Below are 21,357 nucleotides of genomic sequence, written 5' to 3' on the forward strand. Positions count from 1 at the left end.
CGGTCATTCAACACCCGTACCGGAAGAGGGAATCAGCATGACCACGCAGGCCAAGCGGCAGAAGGGCCACACCGGCTCCGAGCACCGCTTCCACAATCCCCAGGGCGCGGAAGTCAAGACGCGCGACGAGGCGTTCGCCTCCCAGCAGGACATGACCGCCGAGGCGGTCTCCGCGTCCGCGCAGCTGGAACTGCACAACGGGGCGATGACGTTCGCCATCGAGGTGCGGTACAACCCCAACACCTACCCGCACGTCGTGACCGGCGGTCAGATCACCTCCGGCATCAGCGGCGCCCCCTGGGACATCACGGGCGGCTTCATGGGCGAGACGATCCGCCTCGACGCGAAGCGCACCGGCCAGGGCTCCTATGCCAACGCGATGACCCTCGTCGGCGAGTTCCAGAACCCGCCGGCCTACCGGGGTACGTACGGCTTCAACGGGGACACCTCGTCGTTCAAGCACACGACGAGCTACCACTGCTGAGGCGGTGAACGGTCGGGGTGTGGGGAGGCCGGCGGCCCCACACCCCGGCTTTCCGCGTCAACTCCCTTGCCGGGAAGGCGCCTTGGAAGCAGTCCCAACTCCCTGGCTGGGACCGCGCCTTGAACGCGGCCTCAATTCCCTTGCTGGGAACGCGCCTTGAAGGCCGCCTTCCGTGCTTCCTTCGCGATCCGCTTGTCCGGGTGCAGCCGGCCCATCGCCTCCAGGACGTCCGCGGTCGCCGGGTGGTCCACCCGCCAGGCCGCGGCGAAGAACCCGTTGTGCTGCTGGGCCAGTCCCTCGACCAGGGCCTGGAGCTCCTCGGAGTTGCCCTCGGCCGCCAGTTGCGCGGCGACCGTGTCGACGGTCAGCCAGAACACCAGTTCCTCGGAGGGCGCGGGGACGTCGCTCGCGCCGTTCTCGCTCAGCCAGACGCGGGCGAGGCCGCCCAGCTCGGGGTCGTCGAGCACCTCGCGCAGCGCGGGCTCGGCCTCCCCGCCGACGAGGGAGAGAGCCTGTTGACAGAGCAGGCGTCGTAGCGGTGCGCCCGTGTCGCTGCCACGGGCCGCCGCCAGCAACTCCCGTGCTGCGGCGAGGGGTTCACGGCCGGCCAGCCACTGCTCGGTCTCGGCCCGTGCGGCCCCCTGCGGGAACGTCGAGGTCCCGTCGAGCAGCGCGTCCGCGCCCTTGTCCGCGAGATCTCCCACGGCGGGGGCGGCGAAGCCGGCTTCCAGGAGCCGGGCGCGCAGGCCGTAGAGACCGAGCGGGGTGAGGCGCACCATGCCGTAGCGGGTGACGTCGGTCTCGTCGACGGGTGCCGTGGGTTCGTCGGACGGTTCGTCGAGGTCGGTCATCAGGGCCTCGTCGACGGGCTGGTACTCGACGATCCCGACCGGTGCGAGGAGCCGGAACTGGTCGTCGAGGCGCATCATCGCGTCGGAGACCTGCTCCAGTACGTCGTTGGTGGGCTCCCCCATGTCGCTGGGCACGATCATCGAGGCGGCCAGCGCGGGCAGCGGGACGGGGCCGTCGCCGGGGCCGTCCTCGTTGACGGTCAGCAGATAGAGGTTGCCGAGGACGCCGTCGAGGAACTCGGCCTCCGCCTCGGGATCCCAGTCGAGTGACGAGAAATCGACCTCGCCGCCCTCGTCCACGGCGTCGACAAGACCGTCCAGATCGGGCACGCTCGCGTCCGCGAGAAGGGTGTCGAGGGCGCCGAGCCAGACCGCGAGCACGTCGCCGGGCGAGCCGGAGGTGAGCAGCGCCAGCTCCTCGCCGGCCGCCACGGTGCCCTCCTCCTCGTCGACGATCTCGACGAGCCCGGTGTCCACGGCGACCCGCCAGGCCTCGCTGGCGTCGGCCGCGGCGTCGTCGCCGGTCAGTCCGAGCAGTTCGGCGGCGGCGGGCAGTTGCTCGTCGACGAGGCCCCCACCGGCGTCGATGCGGGTGTCGGGGCCTGCCCAGCGGGCGAGCCGGGCGGCCCGGGCGAGCAGGGGTGTGGACAGCGCGTCGCGCGCCAGCTCCGCTTCGGAGTGCAGCCGCACCGGCGGCAGGGGGGAGCTGTCTGACATCGGCGGGTTCTCCTAGGGCGCCTCGATGGCCGTACGACGGCCGTACACGACACACGACTCAGCCGCTCAGCCTAGACGGATTTCGACCCATGCCGCCCGGTTCATGTCCCAGCCACGAGGTGTACATGGCTGAAACCTTGACAACTGAGCGGCCCCGCAATGAGATTGACGCGCGTAGAAATGTCATGGACACCTAGTCCAGGTATCTTCTACGCGCGTCGCTACCGCCCCACCGGTCGCGGCTCCCACCGCCGCTGCACCAGCTCCATCCACCCTCGTCCCGGCACTCATGCATGTCCCCGGAGGGATCCCGTTGCCGAGCAAGTCCTCCGCGCGCCTCGCCGCGCTGACCGTCGCCGCCGTCTGTTCCGTGGCGTCCACGATCGTTCTCACCTCGCCCGCGCACGCCGACGGCGTCCGCATCCACGACATCCAGGGCACGACCCGGGTGTCCCCGTACGCCGGCCAGAAGGTCGCGGACGTACCGGGCATCGTCACGGGCGTCCGCACATACGGCTCGTCGAAGGGGTTCTGGTTCCAGGACGCGACCCCTGACGACAACCCGGCCACCAGTGAGGGCGTGTTCGTCTTCACCAGCTCCACGCCGAAGGTCGCCGTCGGCGACTCGGTCACCGTCTCCGGCACGGTCTCCGAGTACGTCCCGGGCGGTGCCGCCACGGGCAACCAGTCGCTGACCGAGATCACCAAGCCGACGGTCACCGTCGTCTCCAGCGGCAACGCCGTACCGGCCGCCACGGTGATCAACGCCAAGTCCGTGCCGAGCAAGTACACGCCGGCCGGCGACACCGCCGCGAGCGGTTCGATCAACGCGCTGACCCTGGAGCCGAAGAAGTACGCCCTGGACTACTACGAGTCCCTCGAGGGCATGAACGTCCAGGTCGCCGACGCGCGTGTGGTCACCGCGACCGACCCGTACTCCGAGCTGTGGGTCACGGTGAAGCCGCACGAGAACGCCACCAAGCGCGGCGGCACGGTCTACGGCTCCTACGACTCGCAGAACACGGGCCGCCTGCAGATCCAGTCCCTGGGCGCGACGGCGGACTTCCCGGTCGTCAACGTCGGCGACAAGCTCACCGGCACCACGGCAGGACCGCTGGACTTCAACCAGTACGGCGGCTACACCCTCGTCGCGAACGAGATCGGCACCGTGAAGAGCGGCGGTCTCCAGCGCGAGACGACGAAGAAGCAGTCGCGCGGCCAGCTCGCGGTGGCGACGTACAACGTCGAGAACCTCGACCCGTCCGACGGCACCTTCGCCGCGCACGCCGCCGCGATCGTGAACAACCTGCAGTCGCCCGACATCGTGTCCCTGGAGGAGATCCAGGACAACAACGGTGCGACGGACGACGGCACGGTCGACGCGAGCGTCACGGTCAACAAGCTGATCGACGCGATCGTCGCGGCGGGCGGCCCGACGTACGACTGGCGCTCGATCGACCCGGTCAACGACAAGGACGGCGGCGAGCCCGGCGGCAACATCCGCCAGGTGTTCCTGTTCAACCCGCAGCGGGTCTCCTTCACCGACCGCGCGGGCGGCGACTCGACGACCGCCGTCGGCGTCACCAAGGTGCACGGCAAGGCCCAGCTGACCGTCTCCCCGGGCCGGATCGACCCGGCCAACGCGGCCTGGAGCGCGAGCCGCAAGCCGCTCGCGGGCGAGTTCGTCTTCAAGGGCAGGACCGTCTTCGTGATCGCCAACCACCTGATCTCCAAGGGCGGCGACCAGCCCCTGACCGCGCAGTACCAGCCGGTCACCCGCAGCTCGGAGACCCAGCGCCACGCGCAGGCGACGGCGGTTAACGCCTTCGTCAACGAGATCCTCGCGGCCCAGAAGGACGCGGACGTCATCACGCTCGGCGACATGAACGACTTCGAGTTCTCCGACACCGCGAAGATCCTCGAGGGCAAGGGCGAGCTGTACTCGGCGATCAAGTCCCTGCCGAAGAACGAGCGTTACACGTACGACTACCAGGGCAACGCGCAGGTCCTGGACCAGATCCTGATCAGCCCGTCGATCCGCAAGGACTGCTTCGAGTACGACAGCGTCCACATCAACTCGGAGTTCAACGACCAGATCAGCGACCACGACCCGCAGGTGCTGCGCTTCCAGCCGTAGGGTCTGCCCGGCGGATCAGGTCGCAGGAAACCAACGGCGGCTGATCAGCACCGGTGAGCGGGGCGTGGTGCGTGCAGCTGCAAGGCGGAGGAGGGCGTCAACGCGGAGCGTTGGCAACCGACGACAACGCCGCAGATGCGCGTGCCACGCCCCGCTCACCGGTGCTGATCAGCCGGGCAGGCCCTCACACCTACGGGGAGCCACGGGGGCTCACGGGGGGGTGGACGGGGTCTCGCCGACTTGCACCAGGTCAGGCGAAGGCCCCGTCCAGCCAGTTCTGCCAGGCGAGTTCGTTCGTCTTGGCGTCGGCGTCCGGGGCGAAGTCGTGAACGCTGATGCCGACCGGGGCACCCCAGTGGTTGCGCCCGAAGAGGCGGATCAGCGCGCTGTCGGTGCGCAGCCCGATGAAGTACGGGTCGCGGAAGTCCAGTACGGCGTCGAGGAGTTGCCCCTCGGGCCCGCGGGCCCGGACCCGTGTCCCTTGCTCCGTGTCGTCCGCGAGGCCGAGGGCCCGGCCGACAACTCCGAAGGCGTCGGCGGCGGTTGAGGCGTCGGGGCCGTTGAGCGTGGCGAACGCGACGGGCCGGCCCGCGAAGTGGGTGACGTACTCCCGCAGGGTGTGCAGGTAGAAGGCGTTGTGCTTGCGCGCGCCGTCGTACTGGTTGTCCCAGTCGTCGGTGAAGATCCCGCTGTGCACGTACCGCACCCAGGCGCGGCGGCCGTCGTCGCGGGGCTCGATGGTCTCGTCGATCTGGTTGAGGCTCTGGGTCGGGAAGCCGACGTCCTCGCTGAGGGCGGTGAGCCGGTGCGGCGGGTCGAAGTTGGTGAGGGTGGACCCGAAGGGCCCGACGCGCTTCTCACCGTCGAACTCCATCGGCCACAGCCAGCCGCCGGTGCCGTCGGTGATGGCCGCCCACACCTCCTCAGGAGTGGCGTCGACCTCAAACTCGTAGACGATCTCGAATTCCTTGGACATGGCTAGCTCCTGAGTACTACTGGTCCTAGTGGCTCTACTGGTCCAGTTCTGGGGTGGGTGGCTTCTTGACCGTGGGATGGACGGCGACCACGATCCGATGATCGCGGCCCTCCTCCGCCTCCCCCGCGTCGTACTTGCGGATGAGGGCGCTCACCCCGGCGGTCAGTTCCTGGATGAACGCGGCCCGGTCGGCGGCGGAGGCGAAACGCACCTCGCCGTCGAGCGCGTAGGTCGCCAGACGCTTATGGGCCTTCTCCGCACCGGTGATCAGCGAACCGACGTCCCGCACCAACCGGGCCCCGAGCGCCAGCAGCCAGCGCGCGGAGAGCTGGTCGCGGAACCGGTCCGGGTCCGGCTGCACGGCGGCGAGCGCGAGCGGCGAGATGACGTACGACGCGGCGGTCGCCCGCATCACCCGCTCGGTGACATTGCCCTTGCGCCGCTCCCCGGCCAGTTCGACCAGGCCGTGCCGCTCCAGCGCCTTGAGGTGGTAGTTCACCTTCTGCCGGGGCAGTCCGACCTTGCCGGCCAGCATGGTGGCGGACGCGGGTCCGGCCGCCAGCTCGGCGAGCAGCCTGGCCCTTATGGGGTCCAGCGAGACGGCTGCGGCCTCGGGGTCCTCGATCACGGTGACGTCCAGCATGCGTCCACCGTCCCACCGAACACTTTTTTTGTCCAGGGGGGTGAGGTTGTCGGTGAGAACCCCCTCCGCGATCAGTCGGGGACGAGGCCGAGCGCGTGGTCGTAACGGCTGACCGTGCTGCTCTTCAGCCCCGGCCAGGTCTGGACGCGTTCCCAGAGTGCGGTGGCGGAGCCGATGCCGTCGCCGGGGGCCGCGAGGGCCTCGATATGGGACCGGGCGCTGTCCCACTCGGCGTAGTTGAGGACGCGGGTGCCGTCGGTGGAGAGGTGGAAGTGGGCGGCGATGCCGCCGGGATGCGGAGCGGGCTCGTTCTCCAGGGCCTCGAAGACGGCGTCCACCCAGGCGCGTTGGCGGTCGGGGTCGGGCCCTTCGAACTCGATGTCGACGATCACGACACACCCGGGGACACGCCCCTCTCCCCCTTCCGCCGGGCCGCCGCCGCTGCGGTAGTGGCGGTAGCGGCCGAGGGCGAGCCGCTCGATGCCGGGCACGGCGGTGTCGATCTCGTCGACGCGCTCCTGACGCAGGGCCCGCAGCGAAGCTGCTGATGGATGCAGCAGGAAACCCTCGTAGGCCTGCTCGCTCGTCCACTGCGAGTAGTGCAGCAGGGTGGAGGTGTCGTGGCCGGTGTAGACGTGGTAGCCGAGGAGGTCGTCGGCGGGCCAGGGCCGGCGCTCCCAGGCGGCGGCGACCGCCTCGACGGTCCGGCGCTGACGCAACGGCGTACCCACGCGCCAGGTGCTGAAGAAGGGGGCGCCGACGCGGGGGTCGGTGAGGTCGGGGTGGGAGTCGGTACGACGGGTCATGCGGGCCTCCGATGGTCGGTACGGGCGCGTGTACCGACCAGCCTTCAACCTCGACCAATATTGAGGTCAAGGCCCCGCCTGTTGCTGCGCCCCGCCCCCTTCCAAATGCGCCAACCGGCTCTGGAACCAGTCGAGCCGGGCCTGCAACAGGGCGGCCTCCGCGACGAGTTCGGGCACACCGAGCCCCTCGGGCAGCCCGGGGTCGACGGTCTCCACGGGGTCGCCGCCCGCCACCACCCGCAGCCCGTCCCCGGCCAGCCGCGCGAACGTGGCGAGCGAGACGGACGTACGACCACGGACGCAGCCCGCGCACGCGGCGGCCAGGGCGCGCCAACCGGGCCTGCCCCAGCCGGCGTCGGCGAGTGCGACGGCCCGCGCGCCGCAGGCACAGGGGCCGACGGTGGCGATGCGGACGCGCTGGCGAGCGTAGCGGAAGCCGCGTTCGAAGCGGATGTAGGCACCGAGCACGGTGATGTCGAGGAGGACCGCCGCACGGTGCTCCTCGGTGCACAACAGGGCTTCCGCCGCCGCCCGTTCATGCACACAGTGGAAGCCGCAGTCGCACAGCCGCGCGGGTGCCCGGTGCCGTCGGCCGTACACGCAGGACGCGTCGGCCACGACTCCGTACGGCAGCGCGCCGCCCAGCGACACACCGGTGAACCCGGCCCGGGTGCCGTCCTGCGACAGCACCGGGTGGGCGATCTTGAATCCGGTCGGCGGCTCCGTCGGACGTTCCTCGGGGAGCCGCAGCCTCATCGGGCGACCGGGACCTCTTCGGGCGCCTTCTCCTCCGTGAACTCCGCGATGCCCTCGGGGAGTTCGAGTTCTCCGTCGTGGATCTGCGGCCGCTCTTCGGCGACTCCGGTGGCCAGTGCCTTGCCGAGCTTCATGACGCCTCCCGTGACCAGGGGTGGATCAACTTCCCACGTCCATGACCTTCCTGGCCATGGTGACCCATGAGGGGGTCAATTGGACATAGGGCCTTGGCGATCCGCGTGAGGCCACTCATTCCGCAGTAGCTCTTACCAATACCAGGTAGAAGAATTAAGTAGTGCTTCACTGTTGCCCTGCCGACACTACTCCCATGACGAACACGGCCCCGTCCGCAACGCCCCCTTTCGGCCGCGCCCTGTGCGCGATGGTCACGCCCTTCACCGAGGCGGGAGAGCTCGACCTCCGCGGTGCCCAACTCCTCGCGCGGCGGCTGGTGTCGGAGGGCTGTGACGGGCTCGTACTGTCCGGCACGACCGGCGAGTCGCCGACCACGACAGACGCGGAGAAGTCGGCGCTCGTCACAGCCGTCCGCGAGGCCGTCGGTGATCGTGTCCCCCTCGTCTCGGGCGTGGGCACCTTCGACACCCGGCACACCGTGGAACTCGCCCTGCAGGCCGAAAAGGCGGGCGCGGACGGGGTGTTGGTGGTCTCGCCGTACTACAGCAGGCCGCCGCAGGACGCCCTGGAGGCACACTTCCGCGAGGTCGCCGACGCCTCCGGACTACCCCTCGTCCTCTACGACATCCCGGGCCGCACCGGCACCCGCATCGAACCGGAGACCATGATCCGACTCGCCGAGCACCCCAGGATCGTCGCGGTCAAGGACTGCTCCTACGACTTCCTCGGCACCCAGAAGGTGCTGGACCGGACGGACCTGGCGTACTACGCGGGCTGCGACGAGCACATTCTCGCGCTGTACGCGGTGGGCGCGGCGGGGTACGTGAGCACGGTCGCGAACGTCGTCCCCGACCGACTCCGGGCGATCCTGGACGCGTTCGAGGCGGGCGACACCCCCGTGTCCGCCCGCCTCCAGCAACGCGCCACGCCACTCATCGAGTTGATGATGTCGGCGGGCCTGCCCGGCACGGTGACGGTCAAGGCCCTCCTCAACTCACTCGGCCTGCCCGGGGGTTCGGTCCGGGCGCCGCTGCGGCCCGCCGGCCGGGATGCGGTCGACGGACTGGTGGCGGCGTACGAGGAGTTCGTGGCCGGCTGACCGACCGCTTCGCCGATCAGCGCTCGGCGAAGACGGGTTCCCAGTACGTCTTGTAGATGTCCTTGTACGTGCCGCTGAGGGGGACGACCTTGTCGCTGCCGATCGTGACGAGCACGAGCCGGGGCAGGTACGTCTCCTTCAGGCTCGTGGTCCGCTCCCAGGCGATGAGTCGCTTCTCGTCGGCCCAGGCGAGCAGCTGGCTCCCGCGCACCTTGGTGATCTCCTTGCCCGTGAGGGGATTCCGGATCGAGGAGTACGACTTTCCAGGGGATCCGCCGACCTCCTTCGTCAGGCCGAGGGCGGCGAGCCTGCCGCTCGGGGAGAGCCGCGCGTCGACGTCGGACCGCAGGTACTTCTCGTTCGCGGGGGCGGCGATCTTGTTGCCGTCGAGGTCGTAGAACTGTTGGAGGCCGTCCCGGTCCCCGATGATCCGCGAGTACACCTGCTCGCCGGTCCGGCTGAAGGCGAAGTCCTGGCGGCCGTTGATCCCCTGGCCCGATGGGACACCGCTCCACGAGGCCGCGCCGGAGGCCGTGTCGAGGACGTAGAAGCCGCTGCGGCTCGACTTGTACGGCGCCATCCAGTCCACGGCTCCGGTCTCCGCGTTGACCGCCGAGCGCGTACGCGCATCGGGGTTCTCGTCGTACGTCGTCGCGACGAGCCTGCCGCCGTCGCGCGAGAACTCGACGCCGCCGACCCCGCGTTCGACCGGGATCCAGCGCTCGACCTTGCCCGTCGTGAGGTCGAGGATGCCGATCCGGTGGGCGGGCAGGTTCTGTTCCAGCACGGCGGCGGTGTGCATGCCGGGCGCGACAGCGACGTAGGACCACTTGGTGGTCTTCGTGTACTTCTCCGTCCGCGGGTCGAGCAGCCAGTAGGTGCGGGTGAAGACGCCCTGGTCGCTCGTGCGCGGCACGGTGACCGCCGTGCAGTACGCGGCGAGTGCCGTCCGGCCGACCGCGATCATGTCGCGCGGCGGCCACTGGTCGGGGTGCGTCACGACCCCGTCGATCACCTGGGCGGGGCGCACATCGGTCCGGCCCGAGTCCAGCAGCGGCACGGACACCGCGACCGCGATCACGGCGGCCACGGCCGCGGCGACGGACGCGAGTCTGCGCGTACGGCGGCGGCGGACGGCCAGCACCCGCTCGGCGAACCCCGCCGCCGGTGACGTCTGCCGGGAGGCCTGCTCGCGGAGGGAGTCACGCACCAGTTGCTCGATGTTCATGGACGCACCTCCACGGGTGAGAAGTCACGGGACGGCACGTCGTCGGCGCCGCCGGAGCCGACAGCGGCCAACTCCGGTGCGAGAGCGCGCAGTCGGGCCAGGGAACGGTGGGTGGTGGAGCGTACGGTGCCGACGGAGCAGCCGAGGAGGCGGGCCACGTCGGCCTCGGGCAGGTCCTCGAAGTAGCGCAGGACGAGCACGGTGCGCTGGCGGGCGGTGAGCCGGGACAGCGCCTCGCGCATGACCAGACGCAGGTCGACCGCGGCCGCCGTGTCGGTGCCCGCACCGGCCTCGGGCGGTTCGGCGACGCTGACCTCGCGTCTGCGCCACTTCAGCCGCCAGCGGCTGACCTGCTGGCGGTAGAGGATCCGCCGTACGTAGGCCTCGGGTTCGTCGATCCGCTGCCATCGCCCGGCCGCCTTGACCAGGGCGTTCTGGAGCAAGTCCTCACCGGCGTGCTGGTCTCCCCCGCAGAGCAGCACGGCCGTCTTCAGCAGGGCCGACGACCTGCTGTCCACGAAGTCCCGGAAACCCTCCAGCCCTTCGGCATTCATCGTCACCTTCTCTTCCCCGACGGTGCCCGTGCCCCGCCCCTGTGTTCCTGGTGACGCTCGCGAGCGCCCGCTGCTATGCCTGTCAGCACAAGAAATTTCCGGGCGCCCCGCACAACCGCTCCAATCCCCGACTCGGGCTGCGCGAGGGGGACTTCACGGCACTGGCGGGGTTCGCGGCGGCCGTGCGGGCATGAGTGAGCGCCCTTCCGACGGAACGGAAGGGCGCCCGACTGCACTTACGTGGGTGGTCAGTTGTGGCTGTGCAGGATCTCGTTCAGGCCGCCCCAGACCGCGTTGTTCGGGCGGGCCTCGACCGTGCCGGTGACCGAGTTGCGGCGGAAGAGGATGTGGGAGGCGCCGGAGAGTTCGCGGGCCTTGACGATCTGGCCGTCGGGCATCGTGACGCGGGTGCCGGCGGTGACGTAGAGACCGGCCTCGACGACGCACTCGTCGCCGAGCGCGATGCCGACGCCGGCCTCGGCGCCGATCAGGCAGCGCTCGCCGATGGTGATCCGGACGTTGCCGCCGCCGGACAGTGTGCCCATCGTGGACGCGCCGCCGCCGATGTCCGAGCCGTCGCCGACCACGACTCCGGCGGAGATGCGGCCCTCGACCATCGACGTACCGAGCGTGCCGGCGTTGAAGTTGACGAAGCCCTCGTGCATGACCGTGGTGCCCTCGGCGAGGTGCGCGCCGAGGCGGACCCGGTCGGCGTCGGCGATACGGACGCCCTTGGGGGCCACGTAGTCCGTCATGCGCGGGAACTTGTCGATGGACGTGACCTGGAGGTGCAGGCCCTCGGCGCGCGCGTTCAGCCGCACCTTCTCGACGTCGTCCACGGCGACCGGGCCGAGCGAGGTCCAGGCGACGTTGGCGAGGTGGCCGAACATGCCGTCCAGGCTCTGGCCGTGCGGCTTGACCAGGCGGTGCGAGAGGAGGTGCAGGCGCAGGTACACGTCGTGCGCGTCGAGCGGCTTGTCGTCCAGAGAGGCGATGACCGTGCGGACCGCGACCACCTCGACGCCACGGCGGGCGTCAGGACCGATCGCCTTCGCCGCACCCTCGCCGAGGAGCTCCACGGCGCGCTCGGCGGACAGCCGCTCCGTACCGGCGGGCCCGGGTTCGGCGGACAGTTCGGGCGCGGGGAACCAGGTGTCGAGAACAGCGCCGTCGGCGGCGATGGTGGCGAGCCCGGCGGCAACGGCGCCGGTGGTGCGAGGTGCGGTCGTGTCGGTCATGAGGGAAACCTAACCTGGCGGGGGCGGCGGGGACCAACTCGTGCGCGGGGCGTCTCAGGGAACGACACACCCGTACGCCCCTCGGCGGTGTCACGGGCGGCCCGCACCCCCCTCGTAGTGCGGGCCGCCCGTGCTCGGGGTGCCGTCAGCCGCGTGCGCCTGCCTTGTCCACCACGGCCCGCGCGGCGATCGACTGGCCGCCCGCGACCTTGCCGCCGACGAGCATCCGCGTCCCGACGATCCGGTAGGTCTGCGGGTCGATCAGCCACTGGTCCGCCATCGACTCCCCGGACTTGAAGGTGCCGTCCCTGGGATAGGTCAGCGCGATCACCCGGCGCCCCGCGGCGTCCTTCACCAGGTGGTCGGCGACCTTCCCGCCGGGCAGGGTCGCGAGGGCGCGGTAGAGCGAGGCCAGCCCCTTGGACGGCATCACGTCGGCGGTCAGCAGGACGCTGATCTCCGTGTAGTCCGACTCGGCCTGGGTCTCCCCCTTGCCGTCGGCGATGGCGTTCTTCTCCCGGAGGTACTTCAGGGTCTGTTCGGCGCCGGCGGGCAGGGCGTCCAGCACCCGGTACAGCTCGCGCGGCGAGCGGTCGTCGCCTTCCCCGCCGTTCTCCAGGTGCATCTTGGTGATGGTGAGTTCGGGCTTCTGCCCCTTGAGGACAATGTCCTCGGAGGCCATCGCGCTGCCGTCGTACCGGATCCAGCCCCGTTGCTCGATCGCCGCCCGGCCCAGCATCTTCACGGTCCCCGGATCGGGCGCCTCCGCCATCTGCAGGGTGTAGATCCACTGATCGGCCCGCGGTACGACTCCGTCCTGCTCCGACTCGACCAAGTCGGCCGCCCGCTCCAGGAGTTGGGCCGCGCTCAGCCCCTTCACGCCAACGTTCGGCGTGCCCGCGGGCTCCACCTTCCGGCCGGGGCTCGTCCCGCCCAGCAGCACGGTCACGGTGACGGCCACGGCGGTGACCGCCGCCACGACCGCGACGATCACGAACTCCCGCCGCCGCCACAGCATTTGGTGCCGCCCTCCGGCCCGTGCCGCCTCGGTCAGCCGCGTACGCCCCGGCGCGAGCCGTCCGCGGTCGGGCACCGGCGCTCCGGCGCGCAGCTCGCGCACCTGTGTCAACTCGTCCATCGCTACGCCACCTCCGCCGCGTCGTTCACGAATGCGGGATCGGCGCCCAGCGCCGAACGCACCTTGCGCCGCGCCCGGTTGAGCCGGGAGCGGACGGTGCCGACCGGGATGTCCAGCGCCTCGGCGACCTCCTGGTAGGTGAGGTCGGCCCAGGCGACGAGAAGCAGCACGTTCCGGTCGCCCGCCGACAACGCGGCGAGGGCACCGGCCAGCGGACCCTGCGCGGCGATCCGGCTGTCGGTGTCCTCGACCCAGGAATCACCCCAGGACGCGGCGACGGGGTCACGGCCGGTGCGGGCCAGCGCCTTCAACGCCCGTACCTCGGTACGGCGTTGCTTGCCGATGAGGTTGCCCGCGATGCCGTACAGCCAGGGGCGCGCGTTGGGGCGGGTCAGGTCGTAGCGCGAGCGGATGCGGAACGCCGCGAGGAATGTGTCCGCGGTGATGTCGTCCGCCGCGCCGTCGCCCAACCGCCGCGCGGCGTACCGGTGGATGTCCGCCGCGTACCGGTCGTAGAGCAGGGCGAACAGCTCCGGCTGCTCCAGCGACTGGGCGACGATCTCCGCGTCGCCCCCGACCCGCGCCGCCGCCGGCGGTGGTCCACTCACAAGGCTCCCCCCGATCCGTCAGTACCGAAATGCCGTCGTGTCGCCTCCTGTTACCCGGTGGGGGCCGGAGAGTTCACGGAGGGAGCGGGAAAGTTCGCGGGAGGGGTGGCGATGTCGTCACGCAGGCCCCCCTCGGCCGCGTCGCCGTCGTGGAGTCCGTGGACGCACTGCCCGCGACCACCGAGGCTGTCGACGTGACGTCACATGACGCAACCGGTGTCCCGGTCCGCTGAGCGGAACAGCGTGTGACAGGTGTTTTCCGTGCAACCACACTCATCGGGATCTGTGGCTGCTCGGTGCCCTGATGCCGTCGTGGCCTGTGCCCGGCCTGTCCGCAGTCGGCGTTTCAGGTGGCTCAGCGGAGCGACGGATTCGCCTGCCATGAGTTTCGCGCCACGTGGGGGACGGACCTGCGGCGCAGTCCAGTGATCTTTGGTGACCGAGGGGACAGGTACATGAGCACTGAGGGCACGACCGACACCACCGCGGCGGGATCGGTGATCTCGTTGCCCAAAGGAGGCGGTGCGGTGGGCGGTCTGGGGGAGAAGTTCTCGCCCGACCTGTTCACCGGGACCGGGAACTTCTCGGTACCGCTCGCGGTGCCTGCCGGTAGGCACGGTGTGCAGCCGCAGTTGACGCTCACGTACAGCACGGGGAACGGGAACGGGCCCTTCGGGCTCGGCTGGGAGCTCGGTCTGGCGGGCGTGTCGCGGAAGACGTCGCGGGGACTGCCCCGGTACGTCGACACCGCGGGTGCCGCGTCGGCCGCGGGTGCCGCCGATGACCGTGCCGACGTGTTCGTGCTGTCGGGGGCGGAGGACCTGGTGCCCGTCGAGGGCGCCTCCCCGGGGCGGATGCGGTACCGCCCGAGAACCGAGGGCATGTTCGCCCGGATCGAGCACGTCAAGGACGCCACGGGCGACTTCTGGGAGGTCCGCACCAAGGACGGCTCCCGCACCAGATACGGCACCCCGCGGCCGGCCGACGCGCCGGACGGATGGCAGGACCCGGCTGTGACCGCCGACCCCGAGGTACCCGGCCATGTGTTCGCGTGGCGGATCACCGAGACCACCGACCCGCTCGGCAACCTGGTGCGGTACTCCTACCTGCGCGACCGCGGCCAGGAGCCGGGGCACACCTGGGACCGACCGCTGCTCGCCCGGATCTCCTACGCGGACTACGGCGACCGGGCCGACCCGGCGTTCCTGGTCACGGTGGACTTCGACCACTCCACGCGTCCGGACCCCTTCTCCGACCACCGGGCCGGGTTCGAGGTCAGGACGTCGCTGCGCTGCGACACGGTCCGGGTGACCACACACGCCGCCGACGGGGTGGCGCGGGTGGCGCGCGAGTACCGGCTCGGCTACCAGCAGGCCACCTTCAACGGCGCGTCCCTGCTGGCAGCCGTGACCTGCGTCGGCATCGACGAGTCCGCTCCCGCCACGGGGACCGGGTCCGGCGCCCCTGGGACGGGAGGCGCCGGTACCGGGGCGGGTGACGGACCCGGCGGACCCCCACCGGCCGACGGTCCCGCCGGTCCGCCCGAAGAGTCGATCGCGCCGGCCGCCGCCTCCGCTGCCGGGCCGGCGGTCGAGGCGGCGAACGTGACGGCCGTCGAGTCCCTGCCGCCGCTGGCGTTCAGGTACGCGGTCTTCGCCCCGGCGACACGCAGGTTCGAACCCGTGACGGGACCCGGCCTGCCGACCGCGGCACTGAGCAGTCCGACCCACGCGCTCGTCGACCTGCGCGGGACCGGACTGCCCGACATGGTGGAACTCGGCGCCGCGCAACGGGTCTGGCACAACGCGGGGAACGGCCGGTTCGAGCTGCCGAGGACGCTGACCGAGGCCCCGCCGTTCTCCCTCGGCGTGGCCGGTACCTCGTTCATGGACGCGGACGGCGACGGGCGTCCCGACCTGATCGTCGCGCAGGCCGCTCCCCGCCGCGCGGGCGCTCGCGTGGCCGGGGGCGGCGGGCCGGCGGGATATTTCCCGATGACGTTCGCGGGCGGATGGTCACGCCGTTCGTTCCAGCGGTACCGGCAGGCGCCGAGTGCGGACCTGTCCGATCCGCGCGTGAAGCTGGTCGATCTCGACGGTGACGGGCTGACGGACGTGCTGCGTTCGGGCAGACGTCTCGAGGCCTGGTTCAACGACCGGGACCCGCAACTGGCCTGGCAGCGCACCGCGGTCAGCAACGGCACGGGGCCCGGGGTCGACCTGGCCGACCCGCGGGTGCGCTTCGCGGACATGACCGGCGACGGCCTCCAGGACCTCGTCCTCCTCGGCAACGGGAACATCTCGTACTGGCCGAACCTCGGCCGCAACCGGTGGGGCGCGAAGGTGACGATGCGCGACTCGCCGCGACTGCCCGACGGGTACGACCCGCGCCGGGTGCTGCTCGGCGACGTGGACGGTGACGGCGCCGCCGACCTGGTCCACGTCGATCGCGGTCGGGTGTCGCTGTGGGGCAACCGGTCGGGCAACGCGTGGACCGCTCAGCCGGTCACGATCAACGGCACTCCGGGCATCGTCGACTCGGACTCGGTCCAACTGTGCGACCTGTACGGCACCGGGATGGCGGGGCTGCTGTTCAGCCGGGCGGCGGGCGCCCCGGGGCGGGGCGGCGCGAACCTGCGGTTCCTCGACTTCGGCGGCGGCACGAAGCCGTACCTGCTGACCGGCATGGACAACAACCTCGGGGCCGTCACCCAGGTGACGTACGCGCCGTCGACCCGGGAGTACCTGCGCGACCAGGCCGATCCCGCGACCCGCTGGCGGACCACGCTGCCGTTTCCGGTGCAGGTCGTCACCAAGGTCGAGGTCACCGACCGGATCTCGGGCGGCAGGCTGAGCACCGAGTACCGGTACCACCACGGCTACTGGGACGGCGTGGAGCGGGAGTTCCGCGGCTTCGCGATGGTCGAGCACCTCGAGACGGAGACGTTCGGCGCCGCGCCGGCCGGGTCCGGCTCCGTACCGGCGGAGCACTACTCGCCGCCCACGCTGACCAAGAGCTGGTTCCATCCCGGGCCGGTCGCCGCGATCGAGGCCGGCGACTGGACCGAGCTCGACCTGCGGCACGAGTACTGGGCGGGCGACACGCCCATGCTGCCCCGCCCGGCCGCGCAGGCCGCGTTCCTGGCCGCCCTGCCGCGCGGCGCGCGTCGGGCCGCGTTGCGGACGCTGCGCGGGCAGGTCCTGCGCACGGAGCTGTACGCGCTCGACGGCACCGCCCGCGAGGCGCTGCCGTACACGGTGACCGAGTCGGTCTCCGGTGTACGGGAGGAGTCGGCCGTGACCTCGGCCGGTGCCGAGGACGTCGACCGGGAGCGGATCTTCTTCCCGTTCGCCCTGGGCGGCCGGACCACGCAGTGGGAACGCGGCACCGAACCCATGACACAGTTCGCCTTCCCCGCCGGCTACGACGCGTACGGGTTCGCGACCGGGCAGCTCGCCGTCGCGGTGCCGCGCGGGCGGGACCCGCTCGCCGCGGCTCCGCCCGGCGCCCCGGTACAGCCGTACCTGGCCACGTACACGACCAGCGAGTACGCCCGCCGCGACGACGCCGACCACTACCTGGTCGACCGCGTCGCGAGGAAGACCTGCTTCGAGATCGTCAACGACGGCCTGCTGCCGGTGGCCGACCTGCGTGCCGCTGTGCCGGCCGGTCCGGGCCTCCCGGCCGGGGCAGGAGTGTCGTTGCGGGTGATCGGGCATTCCCGCACCTACTACGACGGCGACGCGTACACGGGGCTCGCGCTGGGTGCCCTGGGCGAGTACGGGTTGCCGGTGCGGGCCGAGTCGCTCGCGTTCACCGACACCTTCCTGGACGGTCTGTTCGACCCGGCCGACCCGCGGGCGGTCACTCCCCGTCCGGTGTACCTGGCGCCGGGAGTGCCGACGTCCTGGCCGGGCGAGTACCCGCGGGACTTCGGCACCCTGCTGCCACCGCTGGCCGGATACGCACGCTACGGGGACGACGAGGTACCGGGGTCGCCCGGCGGCTACTACGTGATCACCGCCCGGCACCGCTACGACGTCCACGTCCCGGCCCGCATGCCGCGCGGCCTGCCGGTCGCCTCGCTCGACGCGCTGGGAGCGGAGAGCCTGGTGGACTACGACGAGCACGACCTGCTGCCGGTTCGGGCGGTCGACCCGGCCGGGCTCGCCACGGCCGCCGTGCACGACTACCGACTCATGCAGGCCCGTGAGGTCACCGACGTGAACGGAAACCTCGGCCGCGTCACGTTCTCCCCCGCCGGGCTGGTCACCGCGCAATACCTCAGCGGAAAGGACGGCGAGGGCGACGGTGACAAGCCGAGCGCGCAGATGACGTACGACCTGCTCGCGTTCATGGAACGCGGCTCACCGGCCTCGGTGCGCACCACGCATCGGATTCACCACGACACCGACACCGCGGTCCCCACCGACCAGCGCGATGCGGCGATCGTCTCGGTGGCGTATTCCGACGGCTTCGGCCGTCCGCTGCAGTCCCGCGCGCAGGCCGAAGACACCCTGTTCGGCGACCCGGCTTTCGGCGGCGCCGTCATCCCGGCCGGCGACCTCGCGCCGACCGGCGACGCGGTGGGGCGCACTCGCGGCGAGGCCGATCCGGACAACGTGATCGTCTCCGGCTGGCAGATCTACGACAACAAGGGCCGGGTGGTGCACAAGTACGAACCGTTCTTCTCCACGGGGTACGAGTACGCACCGCCGGGCGACAGCCGATCCGGGCAGCGGGCGACCGTCTTCTACGACCCGCGGGGGCGGGTCGTACGCACAGTGAACCCGGACGGCAGCGAACAGCGCGTCGTCTTCGGAGCCCTGGACGACGTGACCGACCCTGACAGTTGCACACCGACCCCCTGGGAGTCCTACACCTACGACGCCAACGACAATGCGGGCCGCACCCACGGCGACACTTCCACGAGCTACCGGGACCACTGGAACACCCCGGCCGGCTCGGAGATCGACGCGCTCGGGCGCACGGTGCGGGCCACCGCGCGCAACGGCCCGCTCGAGGACGACCGGCTGACCACCCGGTCGCTCTACGACCTTCAGGACAACCTCGTCGCGACCGTCGACGCTCTCGGCCGAACGGCCTTCGCATACCGCTTCGACCTGGCCGGGCGCCGCTGGCGGGCGGACAGCATCGACGCCGGTCGACGCGACACCGTACCCGACGCGCTCGGCAACCCGGTGGAATCCCGGGACGGCAAGGGCGCCATCGTTCTTCGGGCGTTCGACCTGCTCCACAGACCGACCCGGGTCTGGGCCCGGGACGACGCCACCCGTCCGATGACACTGCGTCAGTTCATCGAGTACGGCGACGGCGGCACGCCCGATCAGCCGACCGCCGACCGCGCCTCCGCGCGTACCCGCAACCTGCTCGGCCGTCCGGCACGGCTGCGCGACGAGGCCGGGCTCGTCACGCCGCTGGCGCACGACTTCAAGGGAAACGTCCTGGAGTCCACCCGGCGGGTGATCGCCGACGCCCTGATCCTCGCCGGCTACACCACCGCGGGGGACTCGGGCTGGCAGGTGACGCCGTTCCAGGTCGACTGGACGCCCGGTGCCGGCCAGACTCAGGCCGAGCGCGACGCCGCCCTGCTGGAACCCTCCGGTTACACCACGACGACCGGCTACGACGCCCTCAACCGGATGACCCGGCAGCTGTTCCCGGCCGATGTGGACGGTCACCGCGGGGAGTTGCGCCCGGCGTACAACAGGGCCGGAGCGCTGGAGGCAGTCAGTCTCGACACGACGCCCTATGTGCAGCGGATCGCCTACGACGCCAAGGGCCGGCGGACCCTGGTCGTCCACGGCAACGGCACCATGACCAGATGTGCCTACGACCCGCACACGTTCCGGTTGGTGAGGACACGCACCGAGCCCTGCGCAGCGGTCGACGAGAACACCTACCGTCAGACCGGGGACCCACTGCGGGACTGCGGCTACGACTACGACCTCGTCGGGAACATCCTGAGAGTGCGGGACCGGACGCCCGGCAGTGGCATCCGCGGCAACCCCGACGCACTCGGCGTCACCGACCCCGCCCTGCGGCGGTTGATCGGAAGCGGCGACGCGCTCGACCGCCGCTTCGCCTACGACCCGGTGTACCGGCTGCTGTCGGCCACCGGACGCGAGTACGGAGCTCCGGCAGCAGGCGACCCCTGGCTCGACACACCACGCGGCACCGACGTCACGCAGACGCAGGCGTACACCGAGACGTACCGGTACAACGCCATCGGCGGCATCCTCCAACTGGCCCACGCCGCGCCCGGCGGGTTCACCAGGGATTTCGCCGTCGCGACCGAGAGCAACCGGCTGCGGCGGACGACACTCGGGGAGACACCCTACGACTACGCGTTCGATGCCAACGGCAACATGCTCTCCGAGACCACGTCCCGGCACTTCACGTGGAATCACACCGACCAGATGACCACGTTCGCCACCCGGACCGCGGGCGCCGAGCCCTCCGTCCATGCCCAGTACCTGTACGACACGACCGGTCGGCGGGTCAAAAAACTGGTGCGCCGCCAGGGCGGTGCCGTCGAAGTCACCCACTACCCCGACGGGACGTTCGAGCACCACCGCTGGGCCACCGGCGAGAACAACCACGTCCACGTCATGGACGACCACCAGCGCGTCGCCCTCGCCCGCATCGGCCCCGCCCACCCCGACGACCGCGGCCCCGCCGTCGCCTACCACCTCCCCGACCACCTGGGCAGCAGCATCGCGGTCCTCGGCACCACCGGCGCCCTCGTCAACCGCGAGGAATACACCCCGTACGGCGAGACCAGCTTCGGCAGCTACACCCGCAAGCGCTATCGCTACGCCGGAGGCGAGCGCGACGAGGAAAGCGGGGCAGCCCGGCACGGGGTGAGGTACTACCTGCCGTGGCTCGCGCGGTGGCTGTCCTGCGATCCCACCGGCATGGCCGGTGGCATGGACCTGTACAACTACGCCGGAGGCAATCCGGTTGTCTACGAGGATCGCCGGGGCACCGACCCGGCGCCCGCCCCGGGCCTGCACCTGCCGACCACGCCGGCCGAGGGCGAGGCGTTCTTCCGCCGGGTCAACGCGCAGATCAGGAACGCACCGAATGAGCCGGTGGCATTCCGGGATCGAGGTGTGTCGGTACTCGTCATGCGGCTGCCCGAACCCTATGTGGTGCTGCGCGGGGACCACGAGACATTCACCTCGGCGGCGGTGGGCACAGATACGCCCACCGCCAGCGAGACCGTCATCAACACCAATATGTTTGAACGGCATTCGCTGACGGGCGGTGGCTACATGTCACCTGTCGACCGCGCCGATTATCCCGCTCAAGGGCAGGTCATCTCCCATGCCAAGGTGGTGGAAGGACGCTCTTCGCCACTGACGTTCTTCTTCTCCTGGAACAATCCGGCGGCGACGCCGAGCCCGTTGCTGCTGCCCGGGAATTCATCGGCATCCTCGTCCGTACGCCCCAGCGCCGCTTGGCAGTTCGGGGCGGGAGACCCGCCGTCCTACGCGGATGTCGCGTTCGGCGGAGGTGCGCCCGTGATCATCAATGGCCTCCCCTACGGACCGGCCAACGTGTACAAGCCGGGTGCACCGGCCGGTCTCCCCGCTGTCGGCGATCCCGGGCCCGGCAATGAACGCTTCCTCGCGCAGCGCAGCAACGGAGTGTTCAAGGGGCAGGAAGGCCGCGGAGCGACAGTCGGGAAAACGGTCATGGGCCTGCAGCGCACCTACGAACTGCTCGTCATCATCGGGCAGAAGGACGGAGACAGCGGGATGAGGCTCTCCGAGATCCGCGACAGCCTGATGAACATGGGAGTGTCCGACGCCCTGTCCTGGGACGGATCGGACTCGGCTGCCCTGATCAGAGATTCCACAGTCGACGTGGCACCGGGGAGTACGAAGAACAACAGGATTCCGGTAGGCGCCGGATTCCGGCTCAAGTAATGGTCCGCGTGCACGAATGGAACGAACCAGTC

General features: G+C 70.8%; 15 protein-coding genes. 4 read left to right on the plus strand and 11 right to left on the minus strand.

Annotation, left to right across the window (positions count from 1 at the left end; translation table 11 throughout):
- Positions 1–37 precede the first annotated feature (37 nt).
- On the plus strand, positions 38–484 hold the full coding sequence (locus OO70_RS35950; protein WP_043680905.1) for a hypothetical protein: 447 nt from the start codon (positions 38–40) through the stop codon (positions 482–484).
- A gap of 131 nt (positions 485–615) precedes the next feature.
- Here OO70_RS35950 and OO70_RS35955 read toward each other — a convergent pair whose 3' ends face one another.
- Positions 616–2,052: a hypothetical protein gene (locus OO70_RS35955; protein WP_043680908.1), complete on the minus strand. Its 1,437-nt coding sequence runs from the start codon at positions 2,050–2,052 to the stop codon at positions 616–618.
- A 313-nt stretch (positions 2,053–2,365) separates the two neighbouring features.
- On the opposite strand from OO70_RS35955, the gene OO70_RS35960 reads away from it, so the two are divergent.
- Positions 2,366–4,189 (plus strand): endonuclease/exonuclease/phosphatase family protein, encoded by a 1,824-nt coding sequence (locus OO70_RS35960; RefSeq protein ID WP_043680911.1) that lies wholly within the window; start codon positions 2,366–2,368, stop codon positions 4,187–4,189.
- Positions 4,190–4,439: 250 nt separating this feature from the next.
- On the opposite strand, the gene OO70_RS35965 is transcribed toward OO70_RS35960, so the two are convergent.
- From OO70_RS35965 to OO70_RS55505, 5 genes are all read right to left on the minus strand, one after another.
- Positions 4,440–5,165, minus strand: coding sequence for an SRPBCC family protein (locus OO70_RS35965; protein ID WP_043680915.1), 726 nt, complete (start codon positions 5,163–5,165; stop codon positions 4,440–4,442).
- 34 nt (positions 5,166–5,199) lie between these two features.
- The gene (locus OO70_RS35970) at positions 5,200–5,808 is read right to left on the minus strand and encodes an ArsR/SmtB family transcription factor (RefSeq protein ID WP_043680918.1); all 609 of its coding nucleotides are present in this window, start codon (positions 5,806–5,808) and stop codon (positions 5,200–5,202) included.
- A 71-nt stretch (positions 5,809–5,879) separates the two neighbouring features.
- Positions 5,880–6,614, minus strand: coding sequence for an antibiotic biosynthesis monooxygenase (locus tag OO70_RS35975; protein ID WP_043680921.1), 735 nt, complete (start codon positions 6,612–6,614; stop codon positions 5,880–5,882).
- Between the two features lie 66 nt (positions 6,615–6,680).
- Entirely contained in the window at positions 6,681–7,370 is a 690-nt protein-coding gene (locus OO70_RS35980) for a hypothetical protein (protein WP_043680923.1), read from the minus strand.
- Positions 7,367–7,504: a hypothetical protein gene (locus OO70_RS55505; protein WP_199827479.1), complete on the minus strand. Its 138-nt coding sequence runs from the start codon at positions 7,502–7,504 to the stop codon at positions 7,367–7,369. Before OO70_RS55505 ends, OO70_RS35980 begins: the two co-directional genes overlap by 4 nt.
- Before the next feature lie 194 nt (positions 7,505–7,698).
- On the opposite strand from OO70_RS55505, the gene dapA reads away from it, so the two are divergent.
- Positions 7,699–8,604 carry a 4-hydroxy-tetrahydrodipicolinate synthase gene (dapA, locus tag OO70_RS35985; protein WP_051741958.1) on the plus strand — a complete coding sequence of 302 codons (906 nt, stop codon included), beginning with the start codon at positions 7,699–7,701 and terminating at the stop codon, positions 8,602–8,604.
- 16 nt (positions 8,605–8,620) lie between these two features.
- Here the strand turns inward: dapA and OO70_RS35990 are convergent, their stop codons facing one another.
- The 5 genes from OO70_RS35990 to OO70_RS36010 form a co-directional block, all read right to left on the minus strand.
- Positions 8,621–9,832, minus strand: coding sequence for a YncE family protein (locus OO70_RS35990; RefSeq protein WP_043680929.1), 1,212 nt, complete (start codon positions 9,830–9,832; stop codon positions 8,621–8,623).
- On the minus strand, positions 9,829–10,386 hold the full coding sequence (locus tag OO70_RS35995) for a SigE family RNA polymerase sigma factor (protein ID WP_043681096.1): 558 nt from the start codon (positions 10,384–10,386) through the stop codon (positions 9,829–9,831). The genes OO70_RS35990 and OO70_RS35995 overlap by 4 nt, the downstream gene beginning before the upstream one ends.
- 248 nt (positions 10,387–10,634) lie before the next feature.
- Complete coding sequence (gene dapD, locus OO70_RS36000) at positions 10,635–11,624, minus strand: 2,3,4,5-tetrahydropyridine-2,6-dicarboxylate N-succinyltransferase (protein ID WP_043680931.1); 990 nt, start codon at positions 11,622–11,624, stop codon at positions 10,635–10,637.
- A gap of 145 nt (positions 11,625–11,769) precedes the next feature.
- Positions 11,770–12,762 carry a CU044_5270 family protein gene (locus tag OO70_RS36005; protein WP_043680933.1) on the minus strand — a complete coding sequence of 331 codons (993 nt, stop codon included), beginning with the start codon at positions 12,760–12,762 and terminating at the stop codon, positions 11,770–11,772.
- Between the two features lie 2 nt (positions 12,763–12,764).
- On the minus strand, positions 12,765–13,370 hold the full coding sequence (locus OO70_RS36010) for an RNA polymerase sigma factor (protein ID WP_043680940.1): 606 nt from the start codon (positions 13,368–13,370) through the stop codon (positions 12,765–12,767).
- Positions 13,371–13,825: 455 nt separating this feature from the next.
- Here OO70_RS36010 and OO70_RS54825 point away from each other — a divergent pair, with 455 nt between their 5' ends.
- Positions 13,826–21,325 carry a SpvB/TcaC N-terminal domain-containing protein gene (locus OO70_RS54825; RefSeq protein ID WP_078651693.1) on the plus strand — a complete coding sequence of 2,500 codons (7,500 nt, stop codon included), beginning with the start codon at positions 13,826–13,828 and terminating at the stop codon, positions 21,323–21,325.
- Positions 21,326–21,357: the final 32 nt, after the last annotated feature.

Source organism: Streptomyces xylophagus (assembly GCF_000716435.1).
GTDB classification, from domain to species: Bacteria; Actinomycetota; Actinomycetes; order Streptomycetales; family Streptomycetaceae; genus Streptomyces; species Streptomyces xylophagus.